Genomic DNA, 23086 nt, shown 5'->3' with positions numbered 1-23086 from the left:
GGCATTTGAACCATATCTGAAATAAATGCCAGCGCATTCCCTAACGCGACGTTCATGTTCGTTACCTATCCATTAGGAACCGCTTAGGCAATTTTTAAAGCTGTGGCGGTAGTGTGGCAGCGATTGGTTTTTGCGTGTTTTTAGTAGAGAGTATGATGACCGATCTTGTTAGACCGCGAGTCAAATACGTAATCGGGCCTGACGGCAGCCCGCTTACAATTGCCGATTTGCCGCCAAGCAATACGCGGCGCTGGGTTATCCGGCGCAAGGCCGAGGTGGTGGCGGCCGTGCGAGGGGGGCTTTTGAGCCTTGAGGAAGCGTGCCAGCGCTATGCGCTGACGACGGAGGAATTCCTGTCCTGGCAGGCGTCGATCGACGAATACGGTTTGGCGGGCCTGCGCACCACGCGCATCCAGCAATACAGGCATTAAAGCTTTGCAGTCAGGTGGCTTCACCTGACGTCGCACAGATGCGGCAAACCAACGGAAGGATCGGCGGTCCGGATTTATCCGGGCCCCGCTCCTGTGGTCGGTTTGGGCAGACTGGATGGAAGCCATTCTGCCTGTCTCCCGTATCGGGGCAATTGCCGGCATCATGCCCATTGAAAAACCAGGCTTGAAAAGCCGCGGCTGAAAAGTCGGGGTCTTTCGCCGTTGGAGCCATATCCAAAGGACGGCCTGACCGCTGTCATGGTGGCCATCCTGCATTGCAAAACAGCCCTGTAGCGAGGCTACAGGGCTGTTGAAATCATTTATGAATTATAGAATCAGCCGATCATCGCGCTGCGTGGACCAGCCTCGGCCTCCCGCGTCTTGCCGTCCCGCATCTCCAGCAATTCGGCCTTGGCAAGCTCCGCTTCAGCTTCGGCAAGTAGGGTTTCGGCCGTGCTGCGCTGCTTTGCCAGATCGGACTGGGAGTCCCGGAGATTGTCGCGCCGCTGGCGTGCGGCCTTGGCGAAAGTGGGGTAGGCGAAATGATTGATGTCGGTGATCCCTGCTTTCTTCTCTTCGGCGACGATCTGCAGTTCCAGTTCGCCGGCCATACGGTCGAATTCGGCGATCATCGCGTCGAGCTGCGTCAGTTGCCGCCGTTTTTCGTTCACCTGGAACTGTTTCAGACGAACGAGGCTTTCACGTGACTTCATGACCCTCAACTCCGCACATACTCTTTACGCTCACTGCTATGGCGGGATGGCAGTCGCCTCCGCCCGCTGTTTTTCCACTGAGCCCCGCCAATGGAAAACAAAGTCCTAAGATTTTTCGCGCCCGGTAACCATTCGTTTACGCGCATTGTTAATCATAAGAGACAGGGCTTAAGACCCGGTAAAAATTCCGCTTCGGGTTTTGCGCCGGCGAGAGAGTCCGATGAGTCACTTACGTCGGTTTTCTGACGTAGTGGATGAATTTGGGCTTTTCCCGAATCATCTTTGGATTCAACAGGGTGTGGAAAGAGGTTAAAAATTCTGATATCGTCCGAAGCACGAAATTAGGATTTGTTAACCATTCGGTGGCAGTTTTCGATTCAGGCAATCGCTGCCGTGGACCAGGACGGGTCGTGAAGAGGTTCAGCGGCAGAAAAGGGGAATGAGATGCGCGTTCTGCTGATAGAAGATGACAGTGCAACGGCACAGAGCATCGAGCTCATGCTCAAATCCGAGAGTTTCAACGTCTATACAACCGATCTCGGTGAGGAAGGCGTCGATCTCGGAAAGCTCTATGACTACGATATTATTCTCCTTGACCTGAATCTTCCCGATATGTCGGGATATGAGGTCTTGAGAACCCTTCGTCTTTCCAAGGTGAAGACTCCGATTCTTATCCTTTCCGGCATGGCCGGCATCGAGGACAAGGTTCGCGGACTCGGCTTCGGCGCCGACGATTATATGACCAAGCCGTTCCACAAGGACGAACTGGTTGCCCGCATTCATGCGATCGTGCGTCGTTCGAAGGGCCACGCCCAGTCGGTCATCACCACCGGCGATCTCGTGGTCAATCTCGACGCCAAGACGGTGGAAGTTGGCGGACAGCGGGTGCATCTGACCGGCAAGGAATATCAGATGCTTGAGCTGCTCTCGCTGCGCAAGGGCACCACGCTCACGAAGGAAATGTTCCTCAACCACCTTTATGGCGGCATGGACGAGCCGGAACTGAAGATTATCGACGTCTTCATCTGCAAACTCCGCAAGAAGCTGGACGCCAGCTCGGGTGGCCAGAACTATATCGAAACGGTTTGGGGCCGCGGCTATGTGCTGCGCGAGCCGGAAGAGATCCGCGAAAGCGCCTGACGGCTGTTTTTTCGCGATCTGAAAAACCCGGCATTGCCGGGTTTTTTTATTGGTTCTATTGGGAATGTCGTCCTGAGTGGGGCCTGTCCCGGAAAAATACAGCTGTGAAAACAATCGCCTGAGCAGGAACCGGAAAGAGCGCGGCGACTTGGTCGCCGAATCAGGCGGCGATCTTTGCAGTCTGAATGCTGCCCAGTAGTTGGTCGCGATCGAAAGGTTTCAGCAGGTAGCCTTCGGCGCCGGCCCGCCTTGCCCGCATGATTGCCCCCACATCCATCTCCACCAGTGAAATCAGTATCCTCGGCTTCACGGCGTTTTTGATGGCGCGGATTTCCCGAATAAGATCGGCTGCCTCCATGTCCGGCAGGTTCGTGGACACAACGACGACGTGCGGCATGGTTCGCCGGCAGATTTCCAATGCCTCTGCCCCTGTGCCGCTTTCCAGAACGGTCAGTTCGGGGGTGGCGAGGATGCGCTTGGCGACGCGGCGAATCACATTGGATCCGTCAGCGAACATACAGAACTGTTTCATTTTTCCTTCCCGCATCGCGCTTGGGCGCCAAAGCTTTTTGCGAGCTTTGGCCCATGTTAGTGAATACGGGTAAAGAAGCAGGAAATTTGCCGGGTAGAATTTTCGTTAAACTTGCCCGGCCCGAAGGTGGAAGGCAGGCTCCTCCGAAACGTCCGGAGGAGCGGATATCGAGAAGAAAAGGTTCAGGCCGCCGTCAGGGTGATCTCGTCGGCGGTGGCGCGGATTGCGATCGTCATGCCGGCCTCGCGGGCCATAAGTAATGTGTAGTAGGGCTGCACGGCATGGGCGTCGATCGGCTCTTCGGGCTTGTTGCCGGAATGCAGTTCGAGGAATTTCGGCGGCACCCGCAGCATTGGTCCGCTGGACGAGATGACGAAGCGCGGTTCGGTTTCAAGGTTTTCCAGCGCCACGGAAATCCTGCCGCCGCGTGGAATGGCCGCGTTGGCGATCAGGACGAGGTTGAGCAGCAGCTTGACCTTGTTCTTCGGCAGCAGCGCCCGCCCGCCAGTCCAGGTCAGGTCGGGCTTTTCGTTCTTGAGGAAGGCTGTGGCCACGGCCTCGGCGTCGCCGGTGTCGATCTGCATGCCGGCGGAGCCGGCCGCGCCGAAGGCGATGCGCGCGAATTGCAGGCGGGCCGAGGCGTTGCGGGCGCTCTGGCGGATGAGGTTCATGGCGTCCTCGTCGGCGCCGCCTTCGTCGAGCAGCTCCAGCCCGTTGTTGATGGCGCCGACCGGGGAAATGATGTCGTGACAGACGCGGCTGCACAGAAGGGCGGCAAGATCAGGCGCGGAAAGCGTGAAAAGGTCTGTCATGAGCGGCGGTCCCTGCAAGAATCAGTCTGTCGACGTGCATACGCCACCTTGCGTCAACACCAAACACCTTGCGGAAACGCTATCGGCAGATGCGCCGTCGTGACCGCAAATCCTTTTGTGTGTCGCAGGCGGATGTCCCCAAAATGGCAGTTTCGGCCTTCGAACCGCCATCTTCATCTGAAAGGTTAATGGTTGAAAAAGGATTACGGCATAGTTTGCCGTAACGAGCATCATAAGCGGTCGGTTCAGAATCGCGGATGCAAGAGGCGCAGGCAAGGTGCTCCGTTACGGAGATTGACTGCATGTTTTCCCGAATCCGCGAGCTGGGTTTCGTCCGGGCTCTGGCTACGACCATCATCCTCGCGAGCGCGCTCGCCGTTTCGGTGTCGGCGTCGCGCGCTCAGGAATACACGGCCCAGGAGATCGTGGATTCCGGACACCGCTTTTTCGGTTCCACCTCGGGCGGGCTCGCCAGCGTGGTCGAGAAAGTATTCTCCTCCTATGGCTTGCCGAACGGCTATATTCTGGGCGAGGAGGGTTCCGGCGCTCTGATCGGCGGGCTGACCTATGGTGAGGGCACGCTCTACACCAAGAACGCCGGTGACCATAAGGTGTTCTGGCAGGGGCCTTCGCTTGGCTGGGACTTCGGCGGGCAAGGCTCGCGCGTCATGGTTCTGGTCTACAATCTTGATGATATCAGCAACCTCTACACCCGTTTCGGCGGCGTCTCCGGCTCGGCCTATGTGGTTGCCGGCGTCGGGTTCAATGTGCTGAAAGCCAACCAGATGCTGCTGGTGCCGATCCGTACCGGGGTGGGCGCGCGGCTTGGCGTCAATATGGGCTATCTGAAACTTACGCAGTCGGCGACCTGGAATCCGTTCTGAGCCGTCAGGGCATCGGGCCGAAAACTGTACGCGGTTTTTGGATTGTTCCGATGCCCGATCAACAGGACGCACGACGTTCTATCGGCCCGGCAAGACCCGAATCAGTCTTGCCGGGCCGGCGGAATTGGTTCATCCCTAGGCATGTCGCGCGAAAGCGGCTTTAGGCCGCTGCTGGCGGCACTTGGAACGGATAGCGCATCTTGGTCCAGTCGGTCCTTTTCTTCCTGCTTGGCTTTCTGTGTGCGGGTTTCATCGCGCTTCTGGTCGCGCCACCCATCTGGCGGCGCGCAGTTAACCTGACGCATAAGCGCCTGGAGGCCGCGCTGCCTCTCACCCGCTCCGAGCTTCAGGCCGACAAGGACAGGGTGCGTGCTGACTTCGCCATGCAGGCGCGCCGGCTGGAAATGACGATAGCAGCCTTGCAGGACAAGGAAGCCAGCCAGAAAGTCGAGATTGGACGGCTGGAGCAGAGGGCCAGGACCGTCGATGCGAACAAGGCCGAGCTGTCGCAAATCATCTCGACGCTCGAAGACCGGATTGGACAGTTGACCTCGCAAATCGAAGAGGGTGAGACGAAGGCCTCCAGACAAGAGGCTTTGCTGGCCGGGACGCGCCAGAAACTTCAGGAGTGGGAGGAGGAGGCCGGCAAGCTGGCGCGCCAGTACGAGGAGGCTTCCTTCCTTGCCAGCACCCGCCAGATTGAACTGGTGGGGCGCGAGTCCGAACTGGACAAGCAAGCCATGGATATCACCCAGATTCGCGGCCAGATGAGGGAAATGGAACAGCGCGCTCGCGAGGCGAAGTCGCAGGCAGACAGCGCGCGGGAAGCGCTCAAGGTTGAGCAGAAGCGTTCCGCCGATCTCGATGACAGGGTTGAGCGCCTGCTTTCCACAGTCGCCGACCGTGATGAAAAGCTGGAACGCCGCGAGCGTGAGCTTGCACGCATGCGTGACAAGGACAAGGTGGGGGAAGTGGCGGGCAGAAAGCGCGCGCCAGCCAGAACTTCTGCAAAAAAGCGTCAGTCCGCACAGGCGGATGATGAAGCGCAGTTCGCCCGCCTCAAGGCGGACAGCGACCGGCTGGGGCAGCGGTTGACGCAGAAGAACGATAAGGACGCCGGCAAGGATGACGAATTGCGGGAGCAGATGGCCGTGCTGGCGGCAGAAGTCGTGAACATGACTGCGGCGCGGGAAGGGACGGCGTCGCCCATCCTCCAGATTCTCTCCGCGACCGAAAACGCACAGGCGGGAACACCCAGTCTGGCCGAACGCGTTCGCAGCTTGCAAGGGATGGGGGCCGGCACCTGACCGGCCTGCCAAGGAAGCGCCCCGTTTATTCCGTGATTCTGGCGAAGCGATGCAGGGCGATGGCGGAGGCCGCCGCGACGTTGAGGCTGTCGAAACCAGGCGCCATCGCAATGCGGGCCGTCCTTATCCGGGATAGAATCGCTTCGGGAAGGCCTTCGCCTTCAGTGCCCAGATAAAGCGCCAGCGGGCCTTCACATCTCGCATCGCGAATGTCCAGTTCACCGCGCGGTGAAAGCGCGAACTGGGTGAAGCCCCTTGCAGCGAGCATATCGGCCAATGCCGGAGGATCGTCGAACACGGCGAAGGGCACCTTGAGCGCGGCTCCGACCGACACCCTTATCGCCTTGCGGTAAAGCGGATCGCAGCTCGTGCGGTCGAGCAGCACGGCGTCCGCGCCGAAGGCCGCGGCGTTGCGGAAAATGGAACCGACATTGTCATGGTTGGAAATGCCGACAAGCACAGCCACGAGCGCGCCGCCGGTCAGGGTATCCAGAAGACCGGCTGCATCGGGCAATTCACCACGCCGGCCAATCGCCAGAATGCCCCTGTGCATATGGAAACCGGCAATGCGATCCAGAACCTCGCTGCCAGCCACATAGACCGGAACATCCTGCGGCAAGCGCTCCAGTATATGTTGAAGCCCGGCAAGCCGGTTTTCCAGAACCAGCACGGATTCGATCCCGAAACGCCGTGTTGATGTCAGCACATCCAGAACGACCTTGCCTTCGGCGACGAAGCGGCCTTGTCGTCCCACCAGATCGCGCTCTCGAATATCGACATAGGCCGAGACGCGCTCGTCTTGCGGGTTTTCGATGCGGATCGGTTTCATCTGGGTTTGGACTTCAGTCAGGACGAGGCGGGAAGGGCGGTTCCGGTGGCGGCCTCGATAAACAGTTCTTCGAGCAGGCATAGAAGGCGCGCCACCGAATGGGAGCGGCATGAATAGTAGATCGTCTGCCGGTCGCGGCGCGTCTCGACCAATCCGCTGCTGCGCAGCTTCGCCAAATGCTGGGAAAGCGCCGATTGGCTGAGCCCCACCAGCCCGGCAAGCGTGTTGACCGAAAGCTCTTCGCGCACGAGGAGCAGGAGAATCTCCAGCCGCTTGCTGTTGGCCATGAGCGCCAGGAAGGCGGCCGCCTGATCCGTCACGATCTCCTGTGTCGAACCCATGCGCCCTCCCTCGCGCCGATCTTCTCCATGGAGCCCCGGAAAGGCAAGGGTCCTGCCTGCAACTCCAGGATGACAAGCCCCGGGCTAACCCGCTTGGAGAGGCAGCCTAAGCGATCTGCGTCAAATCTCAAGTTCAGCCCTGTTCCTGACGGGTTCCGTCCCGAGCCGCCTCCGCCGCTCGGCCGGCTCTCGCCATTTCGGCCAGGACACGGCGCAAATCCTGCGCGGCGCTCAGCGGCTCGGGGAAAAACACCCGCAGGCACTGGTCGCCCGAAACAATGTCCATGCCTTCGGAATCGAAGCCGCTGACCGTCCAGCCGCCGTCTCCGGCTTTGGCGAAATGGCGGGCATAGATCGCGGTGGCGTCGCGATGGTCCTCGTTCATGTGATCGATCGCGGATTGCTCGCGAACGGCGAACTCATCATTCACCGCATTGTCCGCGATGATGTCGTCGCGATCGAGCAGATAGGCCTTGCCGAAACCGCCATTCATGCTGGCGCGCTCGAGTTCCAGGCGGAAAAACGCGAAATCGCCCAGACCGACATAGAGTTTCGCCTTGGGATTGCGGTTGAGATAGCGGCGCGCAATGCGCTCGTGCTCGGGCGTACCGCGCTCGATGCGCCGCGCCCGGCAGACGAGGCTGATGCGCGGATGGGCCATGGCGTCGCCCTTGCCGGGCTCGCCTGTGAGGAGGGCGCACCGGGGATCTGCGTCCAGCGCCTGCGTATGGGCGGAAAGGCCCGAAATCAGCGTGATCGGCGTGCCGTCGAGATCGGTGGCCACGCCTATACGGCTGATCATCGGCACGCCGCTGTCCTTTTCGTTGAAGGCGAGGGCGGCGTAACGGGCGCTGCGAACCAGCGACTTGGCCAGTTGGCGAGCCTGGGCGTCGGTTTCCTGGATTACGTCTTTCTTCTTTTCTTCCAAAGTCAGTCTCCTGCACTGGACGCCGCGCCAGGAAATGCCTTTTGGGTTTTTCCGTACGGAAAGGCGCAGCCCTTATCAAAGCGTTGAGGTCTGCTGCTGCGACGCCCAACTGTTTGGGGCCCGCCTGTTGGTGATGCGATTATTTGGGCGCCATGCGGATCGCGCCGTCAAGCCGGATCGTCTCGCCGTTCAGCATCTGGTTCTCGACGATGTGCAGCGCCAGGCCGGCATATTCCGACGGCTCGCCGAGGCGCGGCGGGAACGGCACGGCCGCGCCCAGCGAATCCTGCACCTCCTGCGGCATCGCCGCCATCATCGGCGTCTTGAATATGCCCGGCGCTATGGTGCAGACGCGGATACCGGAGCGGGCGAGATCGCGCGCAATCGGCAGCGTCATGCCCACCACACCGCCCTTGGAGGCCGAATAGGCCGCCTGACCGATCTGGCCGTCATAGGCCGCGACCGAAGCCGTGTTGACGATGACGCCGCGCTCGCCGCCGTGCAGCGGTTCCAGCGTCGCCGCCGCATCGGCGAACAGCCGGATCATGTTGAAGGTTCCGATGAGGTTGATCTCGATCACGCGGCGGTACTGATCGAGCGGATGGGGGCCTTCCTTGCCGATGGTCTTCACGCCGATGGCTATACCCGCGCAATTGACCAGAATGCGGGGCGTACCGAGTCTCTGCTGCACTTCGGCCATTGCCGCAACGCCGCTGTCCGCATCGCTGACATCGCATTTCACCGCTACGCCGCCGATATCAGCCGCGACCGCCTGCGCCCGCTCCATGCCGACGTCGAGGATGGCGACGCGTGCGCCTTTTGTCGCCAGCGCGCGGGCGGTGGCTTCACCAAGGCCGGAGCCTGCGCCGGTTACGATTGCAATCTGGCCTTCGGCATTCATGGGCAGGCTCCTCTCCGTCAAAAGCTGCGCCTGCTTTACGAGGTCCGCCGCGCGGCTGCAACCATATCGGGCGCTATGCGACCAAAGCATGTCATGGGCGCGCGGCATGGCGATTTGCAGCGGGCGGAGATGCTGAGAGATCGTTGGGAGATCAGACCAGCGCCGCCGCTGCGTGAACGACCTCGCCGCTCAGGTTTGCGGCCGCATCCGGAACGATTTCGTGGATCAGCAACCGGTTGGGATCGACGGGGCGGGGCATGGAAATCTGCCCGTGCGGAATTCTGGTGAAACCTAAGGGGCCGTAATAGGGCTCGTCGCCAACCAGCAACACGGAAGGCCACCCGGCCCCGGCAGCCGCCTCCAACGCCATCGCCACCAGCCGGCGACCGATGCCGAGGCTCTTGTAGGCCGGGCGAACCGCCAGCGGGCCGAGCATCAGCGAACGGCCCTTACCGGCCGCGATCGGCGTCATACGCACCGAAGCGATGACCGAGCTTTCCCTGACTGCGACGAAGGAGAGGGCGCGCTCATGCGGCCCGCCTTCGCGAATCTTGTAGGCCGCGCGCGCGAAGCGGCCCGGCCCGAAGGCTTCTTCATTCAGGGATTCGATTTCGGAGTCATGCGCCGGGGTTTCCGGCAGGTATGCGACGTCGGCAAGGCTCATGTCTTTGCAGTCCGGTATGCGATTAAAGGGCGCCGCCAAGGGCGACGTTCGCCAGTGCGCTCAGGCGCGGGCGTCCTTTCGTCGTCGGGCGAACCGGATGGCTGCAAAGTAATCCAACATGATGAATGCCCGCTAGCATCAAAAACCGGCCTCCGCAATCGGCCTTTTGCAGTTGTAGGGCTGTTGACGCACTGTTTCAGCCTTTACAGGCTGCGGAACGCGCCTTTGCGCCCTATATCCAGGGAAACGAAAGGATGTCTCATGGGATTGCTGGTCGACGGAAAGTGGCAGGATCGCTGGTACGACACCAGCAAGAGCGGCGGCAGGTTCGAGCGTGCGCAATCGCAGTGGCGCGATCGGGTTACGGCCGACGGGACACCGGCGCAAGGCCGGGAGCGCGGCTTCAGGGCGGAGCCCGGCCGCTATCATCTCTACGTTTCGCTGGCCTGCCCGTGGGCGCATCGCACGCTGATCTTCCGTGCCTTGAAGAAGCTCGAAGACGTCATCTCGGTTTCGGTGGTTCATTATCACATGGGCGAAAACGGCTGGACGTTCGAGGCCGGCGACGGAGCCACGGGCGATACGCTCTACGGCCTCGATTTTCTGCACCAGATCTATACGCGCGCCGACCCGTTCTATTCGGGGCGGGTGACGGTGCCGGTGCTGTGGGACAAGACACGCCAGACGATCGTCAACAACGAGTCGTCGGAGATTATCCGCATGCTCAATTCGGCATTCGATGAATGGGGCGACGCAAGCGTGGATTTCTATCCCGAGGCGCTGCGCGCCGAAATCGATGCGCTCAACGACGAAATCTATCCGGCGGTGAACAATGGCGTCTACCGGGCCGGGTTCGCCACCACACAGGAAGCTTATGAGGAAGCCTATGGCGAAGTGTTCGCCATGCTGGACAGGCTGGAAGAAAGGCTCTCACGCCAGCGCTACCTGACCGGAAAGCGCATCACCGAAGCCGACTGGCGGCTGTTCACCACGCTGGTGCGTTTCGATCCGGTCTATGTCGGACACTTCAAATGCAACCGGCAGCGTATCGCTGACTATGCGAATCTGTCGAACTATGTGCGGGATCTCCATCAGGCGCCGGGCGTGGCGGGCACGGTCGATATGCAGCACATCAAGCGCCATTATTACGGCAGCCACGGGACGATCAATCCAACCGGCATCGTGCCGCTCGGACCCGAAATCGACTATGATGCGCCGCATGACCGGGATCGCTTCGGCTCCCCGGCCTACCAGTAGGGAGAGGGCGTCACGCCTTCGAAAACTTCGGCGATACGCCGGCGGGTGGCCGGCGTCGTCATTTCAGGCAGCGCATGAAGCGGGAAGAAGCCGGCCTCGGCGATTTCCCTGTCCGGCAGTTTGGGCGACGATTGGCTGAATTGCTCGATCAGATAGAGGCCGACATGATCGCGACGGCTCGCCTGACGGTTGTAGTGCATGGATTTCAGCGCCGGTGCGCCTGAAATTGCGATATTGCCTTCTTCGGACAGTTCGCGCGCCAGCGCCTCTTGCATTGTTTCACCTACCTCCACGCCTCCACCCGGCAATTGCCAGCCCGGCAGGTAAGTGTGGCGGATCAGGAATACGGCGCCGGCCTGCCGGTCATGCACCAGCCCGCGCACGCCGAGCGTCATCGGCCTGTGCAGCATGAAGAAGAAATGGAACAGCCGCACCCGCAGGCGCGGGCCGTCTTTTTCCTCGATGGTGGCCTTGCGACTGGAATCCTGCATTGTGCTTTCCGTTTCCCGCGAGCCTTTTTCGCCAGCCCTGTATGGAAAGAGGCGCGGGCCTCGCTTATGAAGGCGACCATGTTCAGGCTTGCGCATCTGTCCGACGCCCATCTGGGCCCGCTTCCCGATGTAACCTATCGCGAACTCGCCTCCAAGCGGGCGGTCGGCTACATCAACTGGCAGCGCAATCGCCGCCGCCACATGCACGATGCGGTCATCGACACCATCGTCGACGACATGAAAGCCAATGCGCCGGACCATATTGCGGTGACGGGCGATCTCGTCAATCTGGCGCTCGATGGCGAGATCGAGCTGGCCCGACAGTGGCTGGAGACGCTGGGCGCGCCGGAGAATGTCTCCGTGGTTCCGGGCAATCACGACGCCTATGTGCCGGGCGCGTTCGACAAGGCCTGCCGCGCCTGGGCCCCTTGGATGAGCGGCGACGGACAACTGCGTCCCGTGGACAGGCACAGCTTTCCCTATTTGCGGGTGCGTGGCCGGGTGGCGCTGATCGGCGTTTCCACCGCGCGCGCTACGGCCCCCTTCATGGCCAACGGCTATCTGCGCGAGGAACAGGGAAAGGAGTTGGCGGCGCTGCTGGAAGAAACTGCGGCGAGGGGGCTTTGCCGCGTGGTGATGATCCATCATCCGCCTGTGCGCCATGCCGTGCCGCAGCACAAGCGACTGTTCGGCATCCGGCGCTTTGGCCGGATCATGGCGCGCCAAGGTGCTGAACTCGTGCTGCATGGCCATTCACACATTCCGTCTCTGCACTATCTTGAAGGAGCCAGCGGTCCGGTGCCGGTGGTCGGCGTGGCGGCGGCGGGGCAGTCGCCGGGCGGAAAGCGGCCGCCCGCCCAGTACAATCTCATCGATATAGAGGCGGAAGGCGCGGGATGGCGTCTCAAGCTGACGCGGCGCGGGCTGGAGGGAGCCGCGCTGCCGCCCGTGGATTTCGAGACGCGTGAACTGACGGCTTCAGCGACGGAAAAGGTGCTTTCGCTCAGAGGATGAAGCCAAGCGCCCTGATCCGGTCCCAGAACAGGACGATCGACAGAACCAGGCCCGCCACCGCTCCAGCGGCCACGAAGGCGAGGCTGGACAGAAACGCCGCCCAGTGGCTGCTCTTCGATGAGGCTTCCATATCCTGTTCGCCGGCGGGGGCGACTGGCGCGCCAGACGAAACGTGAACCTCTCCGCCCGCATCCAGCATGCGCTGGCGCTCGACGATTCTTTCGGCGATGTAGCGCGTCACCTGTTCCGCGACAGGTGGGATCTCGGTGGATTCGGCCAGCACCACCCGGCCTTGCCGTGTGTCGCGAACGAAGCGGTAGGTGCGGCGATCACGACCCATGGCGACATGCGCAACCGCGTCGATCCACAGGCGCGGCTGCAAACCGGAGGATATCGCGAGATCGAACATGTCGATGTCGTCAGGGATGTCCTCGAATATGGGTGTGAGTTCGGCAGCCATGAGTTCGAGGCGCATGCGGTGCGCCTCACGCATGTCGACAACGACATCGTCACGGTCAGCAAGACCGTTCTTCACCTCGCGAATGGCGGTAGCGAGCTTGCGCGGCGCGACATTTTCGCTGGCATCCTTCATGGGGCGTCCGATCCGCGCATGGTTAAGCTGCATTTAACATAGCAACTGCGCGTTCAAAGCGGAATGGGTGCGACAATCTCGACGCCGCTAATCCGCCTTGTCGAGGCCCGCGGCACGCAGCGCTTCCACGAGCTTCTCCACCATGTCCGGCGGATACTCCCGCTGTTCAAACACCCGTCGCGGATTGGCGACGAAGCGCGGATATTTTTCGGAAAGGGTGGCGATAAGCTGGTCGCGCGCTCTTGTATCTTTCGTATAGCCAGCCGCAATCAGCCTCGCCGCCAGATAATGCGAGCGAGGCGCAGCCGGCTTGAGGGATTCGGCGGCGTTTACCGCCATCTTCATGTCGCCGCGCATGAACTGGCCGAGAAACAATCCGAAATCCCACCAGGACGGGCGTGAACTGGAGCCATCGACGGCGCGCGCCATGATCGGGGTTCCCTGCACGTAATCGCCCGCGAAGATCAGGCCATAGCCATAGGCTGCCGCCATCGACAGGTCATAGGTGTTGAGTTCGTAGGCCTTGCGCATCCAGCGTATGGATTCTTCGGCGTTGCCGAGGCGCGAATTGAGATATCCGTAGGCCCGATGCGCATAGGCGCTGGCCGCACCCATCTGGACGGCGCGATGAGCCATGGACAGCGCCTTTTCGTGTGACGCATTTTCGGGATAGTCGTAGCGGCTGGTCAGCGCCTGCAAATGCAGAACCGCCATTTCCGAGTAGATGAGCGGTGATTTTCCGCCTTCCCCGATCAGTTGTTCGAAGCAGCTATAGGCAGCCTTGTGCACCGCCGGGATCGGGTCCTGATAATAGTCGTCGTTAAGAAGCAGACAGCGTGTGAGGCCGGTCTGGACGCCGGCCTGCTCGATGTAGGCATAGATTGTGCCGGAAGCTGTCGTGGTGGTGCTGAGCAAGGCCGCCACGCTGTCTTCGATACGTGAAGAGCCAATCTCATCAGCCTCGAACGTCCGGGAAAGCAGGACGCGGTCGTTTCCGATGTTCTGCAGTTCCACGGTCACGCCGCCGGGCTGGCGTCCCGGTCCGATCCTGAACACGAAGCTCATGGCCTGTGACACGGGATCGGATTTACCCTCGAAATCGCGACCGATGAAATCGATGGTGTCGAAGCCGGACAGGCCGCTGCGCAACGTGGCCAGCATCGCCGCCTGTTCAACTGCGTCACCGGCGGTGCTGATATAGATTACCGGAAGCGTGTCTGGCGCCTGCGTGCCTATGCTTCCGGTCAGCGACGCCTCCGGCAGCATGTTGGCCTGCTGATGTCCTGCCGGTTGCGTCTGGCGCAGATACAATACCGCCAACGAGACCACGAGCAAGCCGATGGCCGCCCACATGAAATTGATCTGGCGCGAAAGGGAGGGGCCCGTTGCATCGGCTGCGATCTGTTCGGGTTGTGAAGGCTGCGCCTCTTCCACATCGGCGGGGCAGGGCTCAGGTCCATTCTGCACATATTCAGGTATGTAGCCGCCCCGCGGAACGACGATGCGCAACGGGTCGGATGCGCCCTCGGATGCGGAGTATTGCTGGAGGAGCTCGCGCAGGCGTCCGGCCTGAACACGAACCACCGCATCGGTCGAGGGGTCGAAATCGACATCCTTGCCGAAGACATCGACCGCAATGGCGAAGCCTTTCAGGCGATCGGCCTGACCGGCCTGCTCGCGTTCAACGAGATATCGAAGCAGGTCGCGGGCGCGCTCCGAGCGGCTGAAGGCGTTGCTGGCGAGCACCCGTTCAAGCGTCTTGCGCACCACGGGGGCGGCAGGCGTTTCGGATTGCAAATGTCGAACCTCTCATGGCCGGCGAGAAGGCCGATCATATAGAGTTCCTGTCGTTACGGACAAGCGCTGGCCGGGGAAAGGCGAACAGGAAAAAGGCCGGTTACCCAGAGCCTCGGGCCGAAGAACCTAAGTGGCTTTTCGGTCTATTCCGATGCTCGATCAAAGGGTTAGAGAATCCATTATTCGTCCGGAAGGACGCGCGGCGCTCTCGTGGTAACCGGCCCTTTGGTTAACAATTACTTACCGGCCAAGATACGGTTTGCGGCCGATACGATCGCTTCGAGCGAAGCGGCGACAATGTTGGTGTTGATACCGACGCCGAACAGGCGTCCACCCGGATGTTCCATCTCGACATAGGAGATGGCGGAGGCGTTGGAACCGCTTTGCAGCGAATGCTCGGAATAGTCGAGCACCGACATCGGCACGCCGATATGGCGCGAGAGCGCATCGACGAAACCGTCGATCGGCCCTGTGCCGACACCTTCGATCTTCGTCTCGTCGCCATTGTCAATGATCGTGGCTTCCAGAATGCGCTGACCCTTCACCCCGGTGTCCGGATAGGTGTGGTGATCTATGAATTTGAAGCGGCCGTCGGGCTGGTCGACATAAATGCGCTGGAACTCCTCGTGAATGCGGCGCGATGGAAGTTCCTTGCCTTCCTCGTCGGTTATCTCCTGGATCACTTCGCGGAATTCGACCTGCAGATTGCGGGGAAGATTGATGCCGTAGTCGGTCTGCATGATGTAGGCGATGCCGCCTTTGCCCGACTGCGAATTGATGCGGATGATGGCTTCATAGGAGCGGCCGACATCCTGTGGATCGATCGGCAGATAGGGCACTTCCCAGACTGGTGAGTTGGCCTTCTTCAGGGCCGTCATGCCCTTGTTGATCGCGTCCTGATGGGAACCCGAAAAGGCCGTGTAAACCAGTTCGCCCACATAGGGATGCCGTTCGGCGATCTTGAGCTGATTGGAGTATTCATAGACCTCCTTCATGCGATTGATATCGGTGCAATCCAGTTCGGGATCTATGCCCTGAGTGTACATGTTGAGCGCCAGCGTCACGACGTCGACATTGCCGGTGCGCTCGCCATTGCCGAACAACGTGCCTTCCACGCGGTCCGCGCCCGCCATCAGGCCCAGTTCCGTGGCGGCGATACCGGTCCCGCGATCATTGTGCGGATGCAGCGACACGATCAGGCTGTCACGGCGATCGAGGTTGCGGCACATCCATTCGATCTGGTCGGCGTAGACATTGGGGGTGTTCATCTCCACCGTGGAGGGCAGGTTCACGATCAGCCTCTGTTCCGGCGTCGGCTCCACGATCTCGATCACGGCGTTGCAGATTTCGAGCGCCACCTCCAGTTCGGTGCCGGTGAAGCTCTCAGGCGAGTACTGGAAACGGTAGCCGCCACCCGCTTTCGCCGCCATGTCCATGATCATCTTGGCGGCGTCGGTCGCAATCTGCTTGATGCCGCCAACGTCCTTGGCGAAGACAACGCGACGCTGCAATTCGCTGGTCGAATTGTAGAAATGGATGATCGGCGAGCTTGCGCCTTCCAGCGCCTCGAAGGTGCGGGTGATGAGTTCGGGGCGACATTGCACCAGCACCTGCAAATCGACATCATCGGGCACGTCGCCTTCCTCGATCGCCCAGCGGCAGAAATCGAAGTCGGTCTGGGAAGCGGAAGGAAATCCGATCTCGATCTCCGGGAACCCCATGTCGAGCAACAGCCGGAACATCCGGGCCTTGCGGTCCTGTCCCATCGGATCAATCAGCGCCTGATTACCATCGCGCAAATCCACCGAGCACCAGATCGGCGCCTTTTCGATGCGCTTCGCGGGCCAGGTGCGGTCCTTCAGGTCCGGTGCGGGAAAGGGATGGTACTTTTGCGCCGCATCGGGCATGCGTTTGCGGCTGGAACCGGCGCTAACAGGTTGTCTTACGTTCATCGTCTTCTTCTCCGCTTCCCACTGACCTGCCTTGCGGCTGCCATTGGATCAGGGGTGGCCTAACAAAAAATCGGGTCGTCGAATACAGGTTTGCCAAGGAGCATATTGCCGGGCGGCGGTATCGACCGCCGGGCGCTCCTTCAGCGAACCCGGCGATCGCCGATAAGGCCCAGAAGAAGAAGGGTGGAGGCAAGCGCGCGCAACGTCTCGCCGGAAATGCCGGTCGGACGGTTGGAAGCGGATGCGGGACGCCTGTTCATGCGCGTTCTCTTACAGGAGCCGTTTGACAGAGGCAAGCTTTTTAGAAAAACGAACCATAATGCAGGCTTCGATTTTTAAAAAATATTGTTTTTAAACAATAAGATAAACTGATCCCAATACGCGTGGGCCTACGCCGTCAATCTTCGCGCGAGGAGCCGTGTCAGCGGTGGGCCGGCAAGCAGAACGATCATGAATCGCGCCGTCTGGAGGGCCATGACGAAAGAGATGTCGACATTGTTGGTGGCCGCGGCGATGATGGCGATGGTTTCCATCGCCCCGGGGCTGGTGGCGAGATAGGCCGTCATCGGGTCTATGCCGAGGACACGGCTCAGCAGCCATCCGAGCGCGCCGCAGAAGACCAGCAATGCAGCTATCGACCCGAGGATCTGGGGCAGGGCGCGCATGGCGTGGTGGAGCGCCTGTCTGGTGAAGCTCAACCCGACATGCAAACCGATCAGCGCATAGCTGACGCCCAGCAGCCAGGGTGGAAGGTCGAATTCCAGCCCCGTGCCGAGATGCAGCATCATGCCGATAAGCATCGCGCCGAGGAAGAACGGCGTGGGCAACCGCAGGATCTTGCCGAATCTTGAACCGACAACGGCCACCGCCAACGCGGCGAGAAGCCCGGTTCCGGGCGCGGGAAACCAGACGATATCCGGCGTCGCTATTTGCGATGTGTCGATCCACAGGCTGGCGACCAGTGAGGCCGACACGGAAATGATGATCACACGCAGATATTGCATGACGGCGACGAGACGCTGATCGGCGCCGAAGGCGCCGGACATCAGCACCATTGCGGCTGCAGCGCCGGGCGCCGATCCCCATAACGCAGTCGTTCCGGGGAGGATATGCAACCGGCTGATCAGCCAGCCAAGAAAGGCCGACGCAGCAAGCGTCGCCAACACCGCGCTCAGGATCGGCAGCCAGTGCGTATAAAACAGGCCGAGAATATCGGCGGAGACGGAGTTTGCGATCAGGCAGCCGATCACTCCCTGCGCCAGGCTGAAGGCCGGCATCGGCACGCGCACGGTTGCGCCGCCCACGCCCGCGGCGATTCCGGCCAGCATCGGCCCGATCAACAGCGTGGCGGGCACGTCTGCAAGTTCGAGGACGACGACCAGCACGCCCGAAAGGAGCAGGAGGACAATCCATTGCATGGCCGGTTTCGCTCGCGCCATGCGCGGCGTTCCGGTTTTATCCTCAGGTGGTTTGGCGATCTGATCCATAAGCGAGTAGGCAGTGAAATTTCAGGGCAGCGAAAGTGCGCGGCCGAAATATTGTCAGCTAATTTCGGGGTGGCGGGCTGGTGATAGAACCTTTTCACTGCGAAAGCGAACCCGCAATTGCGGACCGGCTCAGGTCAGGCCGACGCCGCCTGCCGGTTCGGTCTCGATCTGGAACTCGAACCCCGTCACCAGCGGCCGCGCTTTGGCGATGGTTTCCTGAACATGCGGCAGTTCCAGCGAAGCCTTGTGGCTTTCGGCGTCCGTCCAGACCTCGGTCACCCACAGGGCTGACGTGTCCGCCGGGTCGCGGGCGACGACGTAGCTGAGGCAGCCCGGCATCTCGCCGGTGGCCTGAAGGATGAGCTGAAGAAGCTGTTCGCGCTTGCCTGGAGCTGCGCGCAATTTCCCGATCAGTCCGTACATGGAATCCTCCTCGGCCGTTCCAGTCTCCTTCCAAGCCCCGCTCGTCACAGGATCGTGCAGCTTGTCGGAATGCGCAAGCATAACCCTTACAAGGCTCTACCGGTTCCGGTTGAGAAGGTGATTCAAGCGAAGGGAACCGCAACGCTGCCCTTTGGCAGCTTTGCTTCGTCATCCGGCTCGACATGAATGGTGACGCGAACGGAAGGGTTGTCTTCCCTGAGCGCGTCCTCGATGCGATCACAGATGACATGCGCTTCGCCGACCGGCATGTCGGCGTCCACCACCATATGGAACTCGATGAACGTCGCACGCCCGGCGATGCGGGTCTTGAGGTCATGGACCTCAAGCGCGCCTTTGGAGTTGACGGAAATGATGTCGCGGATGCGCATCTGCTCTTCCATATCCACGCTGCGATCCATGAGGCCGTTCAGCGAATCCCCCATCACCTTCCAGCCCTGATAAAGGATATTGAGCGCCACGATCAGCGCCAGCAGCGGGTCGAGCACATGCCATCCGGTGAAGACCGAGGCGACGAGGCCGACGATGACGCCGGCCGAAGTGACGACATCGGTCATGATGTGCTGGCCGTCCGCCACAAGCGCGGGGGATCGGGCCTTGCGGCCGGAGCGGATCAGCAGCGCCGCCCAGGCGGCGTTGATCACGGCGGCGACGCCATTCACCGCAAGGCCTTCCCAGGGCTGTTCCATGGGCTGCGGCGCACTGATCGAATCCCAGACCTGCGCCATGATGAGCAGCGCGGCCACGACGATGAGCACGCCCTCCAGCACGGCGGAGAAATATTCCGCCTTGTGGTGGCCGAAGGGGTGGTCGCTGTCGGCCGGCTTGTGGCTGACGCGGATGGCCCACAGCGCAGCCCCTGCGGTGATGACGTTGACGATGGATTCCAGCGCATCGGAATAGAGCGCCACCGAGCCCGTCATGCGCCAAGCGACGAATTTCAGCCCCATGACGCCGAGCGCGATCACGATCGACCAGAAGGCGAGGGTTTGCACCCTGCGCTTTGAAGCTTTCATGTCGTGATGCACGCGTTCCATCTCCATTCCGGCCGCCCTCTGGGAATCAGGCTGCTTTTTCCCGGGCTTTGCGGGGAAGATGAGCCACTACGTTTTCGATCATGCGCATGCCGGCGTCACCCCCCAGGGTCATGATCGATTCGGGGTGGAACTGCACAGCCGCGACCGGCTCCTTGCTGTGCTCGAAGGCCATGATGGTGCCGTCCTCGCTGGTCGCCGTCACCTCGAATTCGCGCGGCAGGCGGGCCGGATCGGCGAAGATGGAGTGATAGCGCCCGACCGTAACCTCTTTCGGCAGGCCGGAAAAGATGATGCCCGGTTTCGACACGCGAATGCGCGAGGGCTTGCCGTGGACGGGAACCGCAAGCTGGCGCAATTCGCCGCCATAGGCTTCGGCAAGCGCCTGAAGGCCGAGGCAGACGCCGAAGATGGGCAGCTTGCGCTGTCGCGCCTTCCTGATGGTGGCGGCGCAATCGAAATCCTTCGGCGTGCCGGGGCCGGGCGACAGCACCACCAGATCGGGCTTCAACTCTTCGAACACCGTCTCGGCCACGGGCGTTCGCACGGTGGAGACATTCGCGCCGGTCTGGCGGAAATAGTTGGCCAGCGTGTGAACGAAACTGTCCTCATGATCGACCAGCAGGATGTTCAATCCCTCACCGACGCGGGCGGTGGCCCGTTCGACGGAGGCGCTATCACTGGTTTTTGCGTCGCGAATGGCGGAGAGCATGGCGGATGCCTTCAATTCGGTTTCGGCTTCCTCGTCCTCAGGGACGGAATCGAACAGCAGTGTTGCGCCGGCGCGCACTTCGGCGATGCCGTCCTTGATGCGGATGGTGCGCAGCGTCAGGCCGGTGTTGAGATCGCCGTTGAAATGCACCATGCCGATGGCCCCGCCATACCAGGCGCGCGGGCTCTTCTCATTGTTCTCTATGAACCGCATAGCCCATAATTTCGGCGCGCCGGTGACGGTGACGGCCCATGCATGGCTGAGGAAGGCGTCGAAAGCGTCCATGCCTTCCCGAAGCCGGCCCTCGATATGATCGACCGTATGGATGAGACGCGAATACATCTCGATCTGACGGCGGCCGATGACACGCACGGAACCCGGCTCGCAAACCCGGCTCTTGTCGTTGCGGTCCACGTCCGAGCACATGGTCAGTTCGCTTTCGTCCTTCTTGGAGTTAAGCAGCCTTATGATCTGCTCCGCATCCTCGATGGCGTCCTTGCCGCGCTTGATCGTGCCGGAGATGGGGCATGTCTCGACACGGCGGCCGCTCACGCGCACGAACATTTCCGGCGAGGCGCCGACAAGATATTCCCGTTCGCCCAGATTGATGAAGAAGGAATAGGGGGAAGGGTTGATGCTCTTGAGGCGGCGGGCGATGTCGGACGGCTGCGTCTCGCAGCGCTCATAAAAGGTCTGGCCGGGCACGACCTCAAACAGGTCGCCGCGCTTGAAGTTCGCCATGGCGCTGCGCACCAGCGACGCATATTCACCGGGCTGGTGGTCGCCGCGCGGCGGAATCCGGCTGGAGGGAACGAACGGCGCGTCCGGGGTTTCACGCGGCAGGCCCTCGGTCGAGAAGCCGCTTCCGGCATAGTCGTAGCGGTCGGTCCAGGCCTTGGCCGCATGGTGGTCGACGACGAGGATTTCGTCTGGCAGGAACAGAACCAGGTCGCGCTGGCTTTCCGAACGCTTGAGCTTGTACTCGACCGGATCGAACTGGAAGGCGAGATCGTAGCCGAATGCGCCGTAGAGGCCGAGATTGCTGTCGTCCGTCGTACGGAAAAGGGCGGTGACGGCGCGCAGTACGGTGAACACGGATGGCGCGCGGCTGCGCTCTTCTTCCGTGAACGTGCGATCCGGCCTGTTCACTTCGATCAGGATCAGGTCGCCGTCGGCTTGCGTGATGCGAACCTCGGAAAGCTCGGAAACGGCGGCATGAAGGGCCGGCAGCAGCACCTTGCCCCGTTCGTTCAGCGCCTCGATGCGCATGGAGCGGCCGTGAGCGGAAATGACCAGCGGCGGATTGATGATGGCGGTGTCCCAGCGCGTATAGCGGCCCGGATATTCGTAGTTGGAGGAGAAGACCGCGCCACGCCGCGAATTGAGCCCGTCGATATAGGCTTCGATCGCGCCGGAATAGGGCCGTTCATGGCGCTGCCGGGTGATCGCAATACCCCCTGCCGTGGTGAAGCGTTCCGCCCCGTTCTCGAGAATTTCCACCGTCATTGCCTTCTCCGTTCGTTGTCTGGCAACGGACTTTGGGGGGGCTGAAACGTAAAATGGCCGCCCGGACATCCGTTGCGGCCACCCACCATTTTCACGCTCACGCGCTTAGAAGGCCGCTTTCAGCAGGCCCACCACCAAGCAAAGGTCGAGAAGTGCGTGTTCATGCGACTTCCATAGCGGCCTTCACGGAGACCGGCAAGCGGATTCACGATGGTTCAGGCTTCAAGGGTTCCGGAGCGTGCATCGGGGCTGCGTTCGGCGCCAACCAGCTTGAGCAGGTCTTCGCCGCTGCGCGTGATGCGGTGGCTGCGCCGGGTGAGGATGTAGCCTGCCTGCGGCGCGATCACATCTACGCGGCCGTCCGCCTCGCCAGGCGCATATACGATGGTGGCGAGCCTTGCTCCGCGCTCCACCCGTTCGCCGGGCTTCACATGATAGAGGATAGCGCCGGCCCTGGGGGCCGCCATCATCTCGACGTGTTCCAGTGGCGCGACAACGCCTCTGAACGGACCGGGAGGAGGGAGGGACGCATCCTCGATCACTCCGCGTGCGACGAGCAGGCGATAGAGGCCCCGCGCATCTTCTTGCGCAAGACCAGCATCGACATCGGCCATGCCGCGATACTCGACCGTGGTGACGACCATACGTTCCAGCTCGGCCCTGTCACGGCCAAGATGCGGGTTGATGGAGGCTTCGTCGAAAGCGGAACCGCATTCGTCCTGCCACAGAAGCACGGCCTCCACGCCCATCGCCGCGGCGCAGTCCGCCATTGCCGGCCACAATGGTTCGGGCACGTAGAGATAGGGCACGCCTTCATCGTCGCAATGCAGGTCCAACACGATGTCGTGGCCGAGCGAGAGCTTCAGCAAACGGGCCTTCAGGCGCTGATCGGTGGTCGAAAGCGTCGCTTCATCCGGCAGAAGGGCCGGGTCCGGCTTCTCCACCAGCAGGAAATCCCGATTGAAGTTGGTGCGGGTGCCGAGATGGAAACGGCCCTCATGGGTGGTGAAGTGATATTGCGCGCGGCCGACGGGATTGGCCCATGGTACGAGGGTGATCGCGCCGCGGATGCGGCCTTCTTTCTCCGCAGTCCTGAGCAGAGGCATCAGCGCATCGATAGCGACGACGCCTGGCAGTTCTCCGGCGTGAAGCGCAGCCTGAAGGTAGGCGGACGGCGCATCCGGCGCAGAACCCTCGAAACGGTAGACCGGAAATTCATAGAACACGCCTTGCGTGTCCGCCTCTATCCGTTCGATCGACTTGCGCATGCATCGTCTCCATCAAAAAGCCGGCGCCTGAGGGCGCCGGCCGCAAGACCAGC

The 23086-nt window shown here is 61.3% G+C and carries 23 protein-coding genes; 6 read left to right on the top strand and 17 right to left on the bottom strand.

The features are described from left to right. Positions 1–155: 155 nt before the first annotated feature. The gene (gene sciP, locus ABID44_RS06925) at positions 156–431 is read left to right on the top strand and encodes a CtrA inhibitor SciP (protein WP_035028531.1); all 276 of its coding nucleotides are present in this window, start codon (positions 156–158) and stop codon (positions 429–431) included. Between the two features lie 335 nt (positions 432–766). Here the strand turns inward: sciP and ABID44_RS06920 are convergent, their stop codons facing one another. Beyond that, complete coding sequence (locus ABID44_RS06920; RefSeq protein ID WP_354150956.1) at positions 767–1144, bottom strand: flagellar export protein FliJ; 378 nt, start codon at positions 1142–1144, stop codon at positions 767–769. 444 nt (positions 1145–1588) lie between these two features. On the opposite strand from ABID44_RS06920, the gene ctrA reads away from it, so the two are divergent. Next, positions 1589–2284 (top strand): response regulator transcription factor CtrA, encoded by a 696-nt coding sequence (gene ctrA / locus ABID44_RS06915; protein ID WP_354150955.1) that lies wholly within the window; start codon positions 1589–1591, stop codon positions 2282–2284. A 160-nt stretch (positions 2285–2444) separates the two neighbouring features. Here ctrA and ABID44_RS06910 read toward each other — a convergent pair whose 3' ends face one another. Further along, positions 2445–2831: a response regulator gene (locus tag ABID44_RS06910; RefSeq protein WP_378226866.1), complete on the bottom strand. Its 387-nt coding sequence runs from the start codon at positions 2829–2831 to the stop codon at positions 2445–2447. Positions 2832–2998: 167 nt separating this feature from the next. Next, on the bottom strand, positions 2999–3628 hold the full coding sequence (chpT, locus tag ABID44_RS06905) for a histidine phosphotransferase ChpT (RefSeq protein WP_354150954.1): 630 nt from the start codon (positions 3626–3628) through the stop codon (positions 2999–3001). Positions 3629–3930: 302 nt separating this feature from the next. Here chpT and ABID44_RS06900 point away from each other — a divergent pair, with 302 nt between their 5' ends. Together ABID44_RS06900 and ABID44_RS06895 are read left to right on the top strand one after the other, a co-directional pair. Next, positions 3931–4512 (top strand): DUF1134 domain-containing protein, encoded by a 582-nt coding sequence (locus ABID44_RS06900; RefSeq protein WP_354150953.1) that lies wholly within the window; start codon positions 3931–3933, stop codon positions 4510–4512. Between the two features lie 200 nt (positions 4513–4712). Beyond that, entirely contained in the window at positions 4713–5819 is a 1107-nt protein-coding gene (locus ABID44_RS06895) for a coiled-coil domain-containing protein (RefSeq protein WP_354150952.1), read from the top strand. 25 nt (positions 5820–5844) lie between these two features. Here ABID44_RS06895 and ABID44_RS06890 read toward each other — a convergent pair whose 3' ends face one another. From ABID44_RS06890 to ABID44_RS06870, 5 genes are all read right to left on the bottom strand, one after another. Beyond that, on the bottom strand, positions 5845–6648 hold the full coding sequence (locus ABID44_RS06890; RefSeq protein WP_354150951.1) for a TrmH family RNA methyltransferase: 804 nt from the start codon (positions 6646–6648) through the stop codon (positions 5845–5847). 17 nt (positions 6649–6665) lie between these two features. Continuing rightward, entirely contained in the window at positions 6666–6989 is a 324-nt protein-coding gene (locus tag ABID44_RS06885) for an ArsR/SmtB family transcription factor (RefSeq protein ID WP_354150950.1), read from the bottom strand. Between the two features lie 133 nt (positions 6990–7122). Beyond that, positions 7123–7917: a HugZ family pyridoxamine 5'-phosphate oxidase gene (locus ABID44_RS06880; RefSeq protein WP_354150949.1), complete on the bottom strand. Its 795-nt coding sequence runs from the start codon at positions 7915–7917 to the stop codon at positions 7123–7125. A 139-nt stretch (positions 7918–8056) separates the two neighbouring features. Next, on the bottom strand, positions 8057–8818 hold the full coding sequence (locus ABID44_RS06875; protein WP_354150948.1) for a 3-hydroxyacyl-CoA dehydrogenase: 762 nt from the start codon (positions 8816–8818) through the stop codon (positions 8057–8059). Positions 8819–8969: 151 nt separating this feature from the next. Further along, a complete protein-coding gene (locus tag ABID44_RS06870) occupies positions 8970–9482 on the bottom strand; it encodes a GNAT family N-acetyltransferase (protein WP_354150947.1) in 513 nt (170 codons plus the stop codon). Positions 9483–9743: 261 nt separating this feature from the next. Here ABID44_RS06870 and ABID44_RS06865 point away from each other — a divergent pair, with 261 nt between their 5' ends. Further along, entirely contained in the window at positions 9744–10739 is a 996-nt protein-coding gene (locus ABID44_RS06865; RefSeq protein WP_354150946.1) for a glutathione S-transferase family protein, read from the top strand. On the opposite strand, the gene ABID44_RS06860 is transcribed toward ABID44_RS06865, so the two are convergent. Next, positions 10730–11230, bottom strand: a complete 501-nt coding sequence (locus ABID44_RS06860) for an NUDIX domain-containing protein (protein ID WP_354150945.1) — start codon at positions 11228–11230, stop codon at positions 10730–10732. The genes ABID44_RS06865 and ABID44_RS06860 overlap by 10 nt on opposite strands. A 78-nt stretch (positions 11231–11308) precedes the next feature. Here ABID44_RS06860 and ABID44_RS06855 point away from each other — a divergent pair, with 78 nt between their 5' ends. Beyond that, complete coding sequence (locus ABID44_RS06855; protein ID WP_354150944.1) at positions 11309–12244, top strand: metallophosphoesterase family protein; 936 nt, start codon at positions 11309–11311, stop codon at positions 12242–12244. On the opposite strand, the gene ABID44_RS06850 is transcribed toward ABID44_RS06855, so the two are convergent. The 8 genes from ABID44_RS06850 to ABID44_RS06815 form a co-directional block, all read right to left on the bottom strand. Next, positions 12234–12836, bottom strand: coding sequence for a hypothetical protein (locus ABID44_RS06850; RefSeq protein WP_354150943.1), 603 nt, complete (start codon positions 12834–12836; stop codon positions 12234–12236). The genes ABID44_RS06855 and ABID44_RS06850 overlap by 11 nt on opposite strands. An 87-nt stretch (positions 12837–12923) precedes the next feature. Further along, on the bottom strand, positions 12924–14633 hold the full coding sequence (locus ABID44_RS06845) for a tetratricopeptide repeat protein (protein WP_354150942.1): 1710 nt from the start codon (positions 14631–14633) through the stop codon (positions 12924–12926). A gap of 236 nt (positions 14634–14869) precedes the next feature. Then, a complete protein-coding gene (gene leuA / locus ABID44_RS06840; protein ID WP_354150941.1) occupies positions 14870–16585 on the bottom strand; it encodes a 2-isopropylmalate synthase in 1716 nt (571 codons plus the stop codon). Positions 16586–16974: 389 nt separating this feature from the next. Then, positions 16975–18024, bottom strand: a complete 1050-nt coding sequence (locus ABID44_RS06835; RefSeq protein WP_354150940.1) for an AbrB family transcriptional regulator — start codon at positions 18022–18024, stop codon at positions 16975–16977. Between the two features lie 177 nt (positions 18025–18201). Continuing rightward, on the bottom strand, positions 18202–18495 hold the full coding sequence (locus tag ABID44_RS06830) for a putative quinol monooxygenase (protein WP_354150939.1): 294 nt from the start codon (positions 18493–18495) through the stop codon (positions 18202–18204). A gap of 122 nt (positions 18496–18617) precedes the next feature. Beyond that, a complete protein-coding gene (locus ABID44_RS06825) occupies positions 18618–19529 on the bottom strand; it encodes a cation diffusion facilitator family transporter (RefSeq protein ID WP_354150992.1) in 912 nt (303 codons plus the stop codon). A gap of 46 nt (positions 19530–19575) precedes the next feature. Then, positions 19576–21765: an anthranilate synthase gene (locus tag ABID44_RS06820; protein ID WP_354150938.1), complete on the bottom strand. Its 2190-nt coding sequence runs from the start codon at positions 21763–21765 to the stop codon at positions 19576–19578. Between the two features lie 215 nt (positions 21766–21980). Next, positions 21981–23033, bottom strand: a complete 1053-nt coding sequence (locus tag ABID44_RS06815) for a M14 family metallopeptidase (protein WP_354150937.1) — start codon at positions 23031–23033, stop codon at positions 21981–21983. Between the last annotated feature and the right edge of the window lie 53 nt (positions 23034–23086).

The organism is Aquamicrobium ahrensii (assembly GCF_040545755.1).
GTDB classification, from domain to species: Bacteria; Pseudomonadota; Alphaproteobacteria; order Rhizobiales; family Rhizobiaceae; genus Mesorhizobium; species Mesorhizobium ahrensii.
This window is presented reverse-complemented; position numbering and strand designations above follow the sequence as displayed.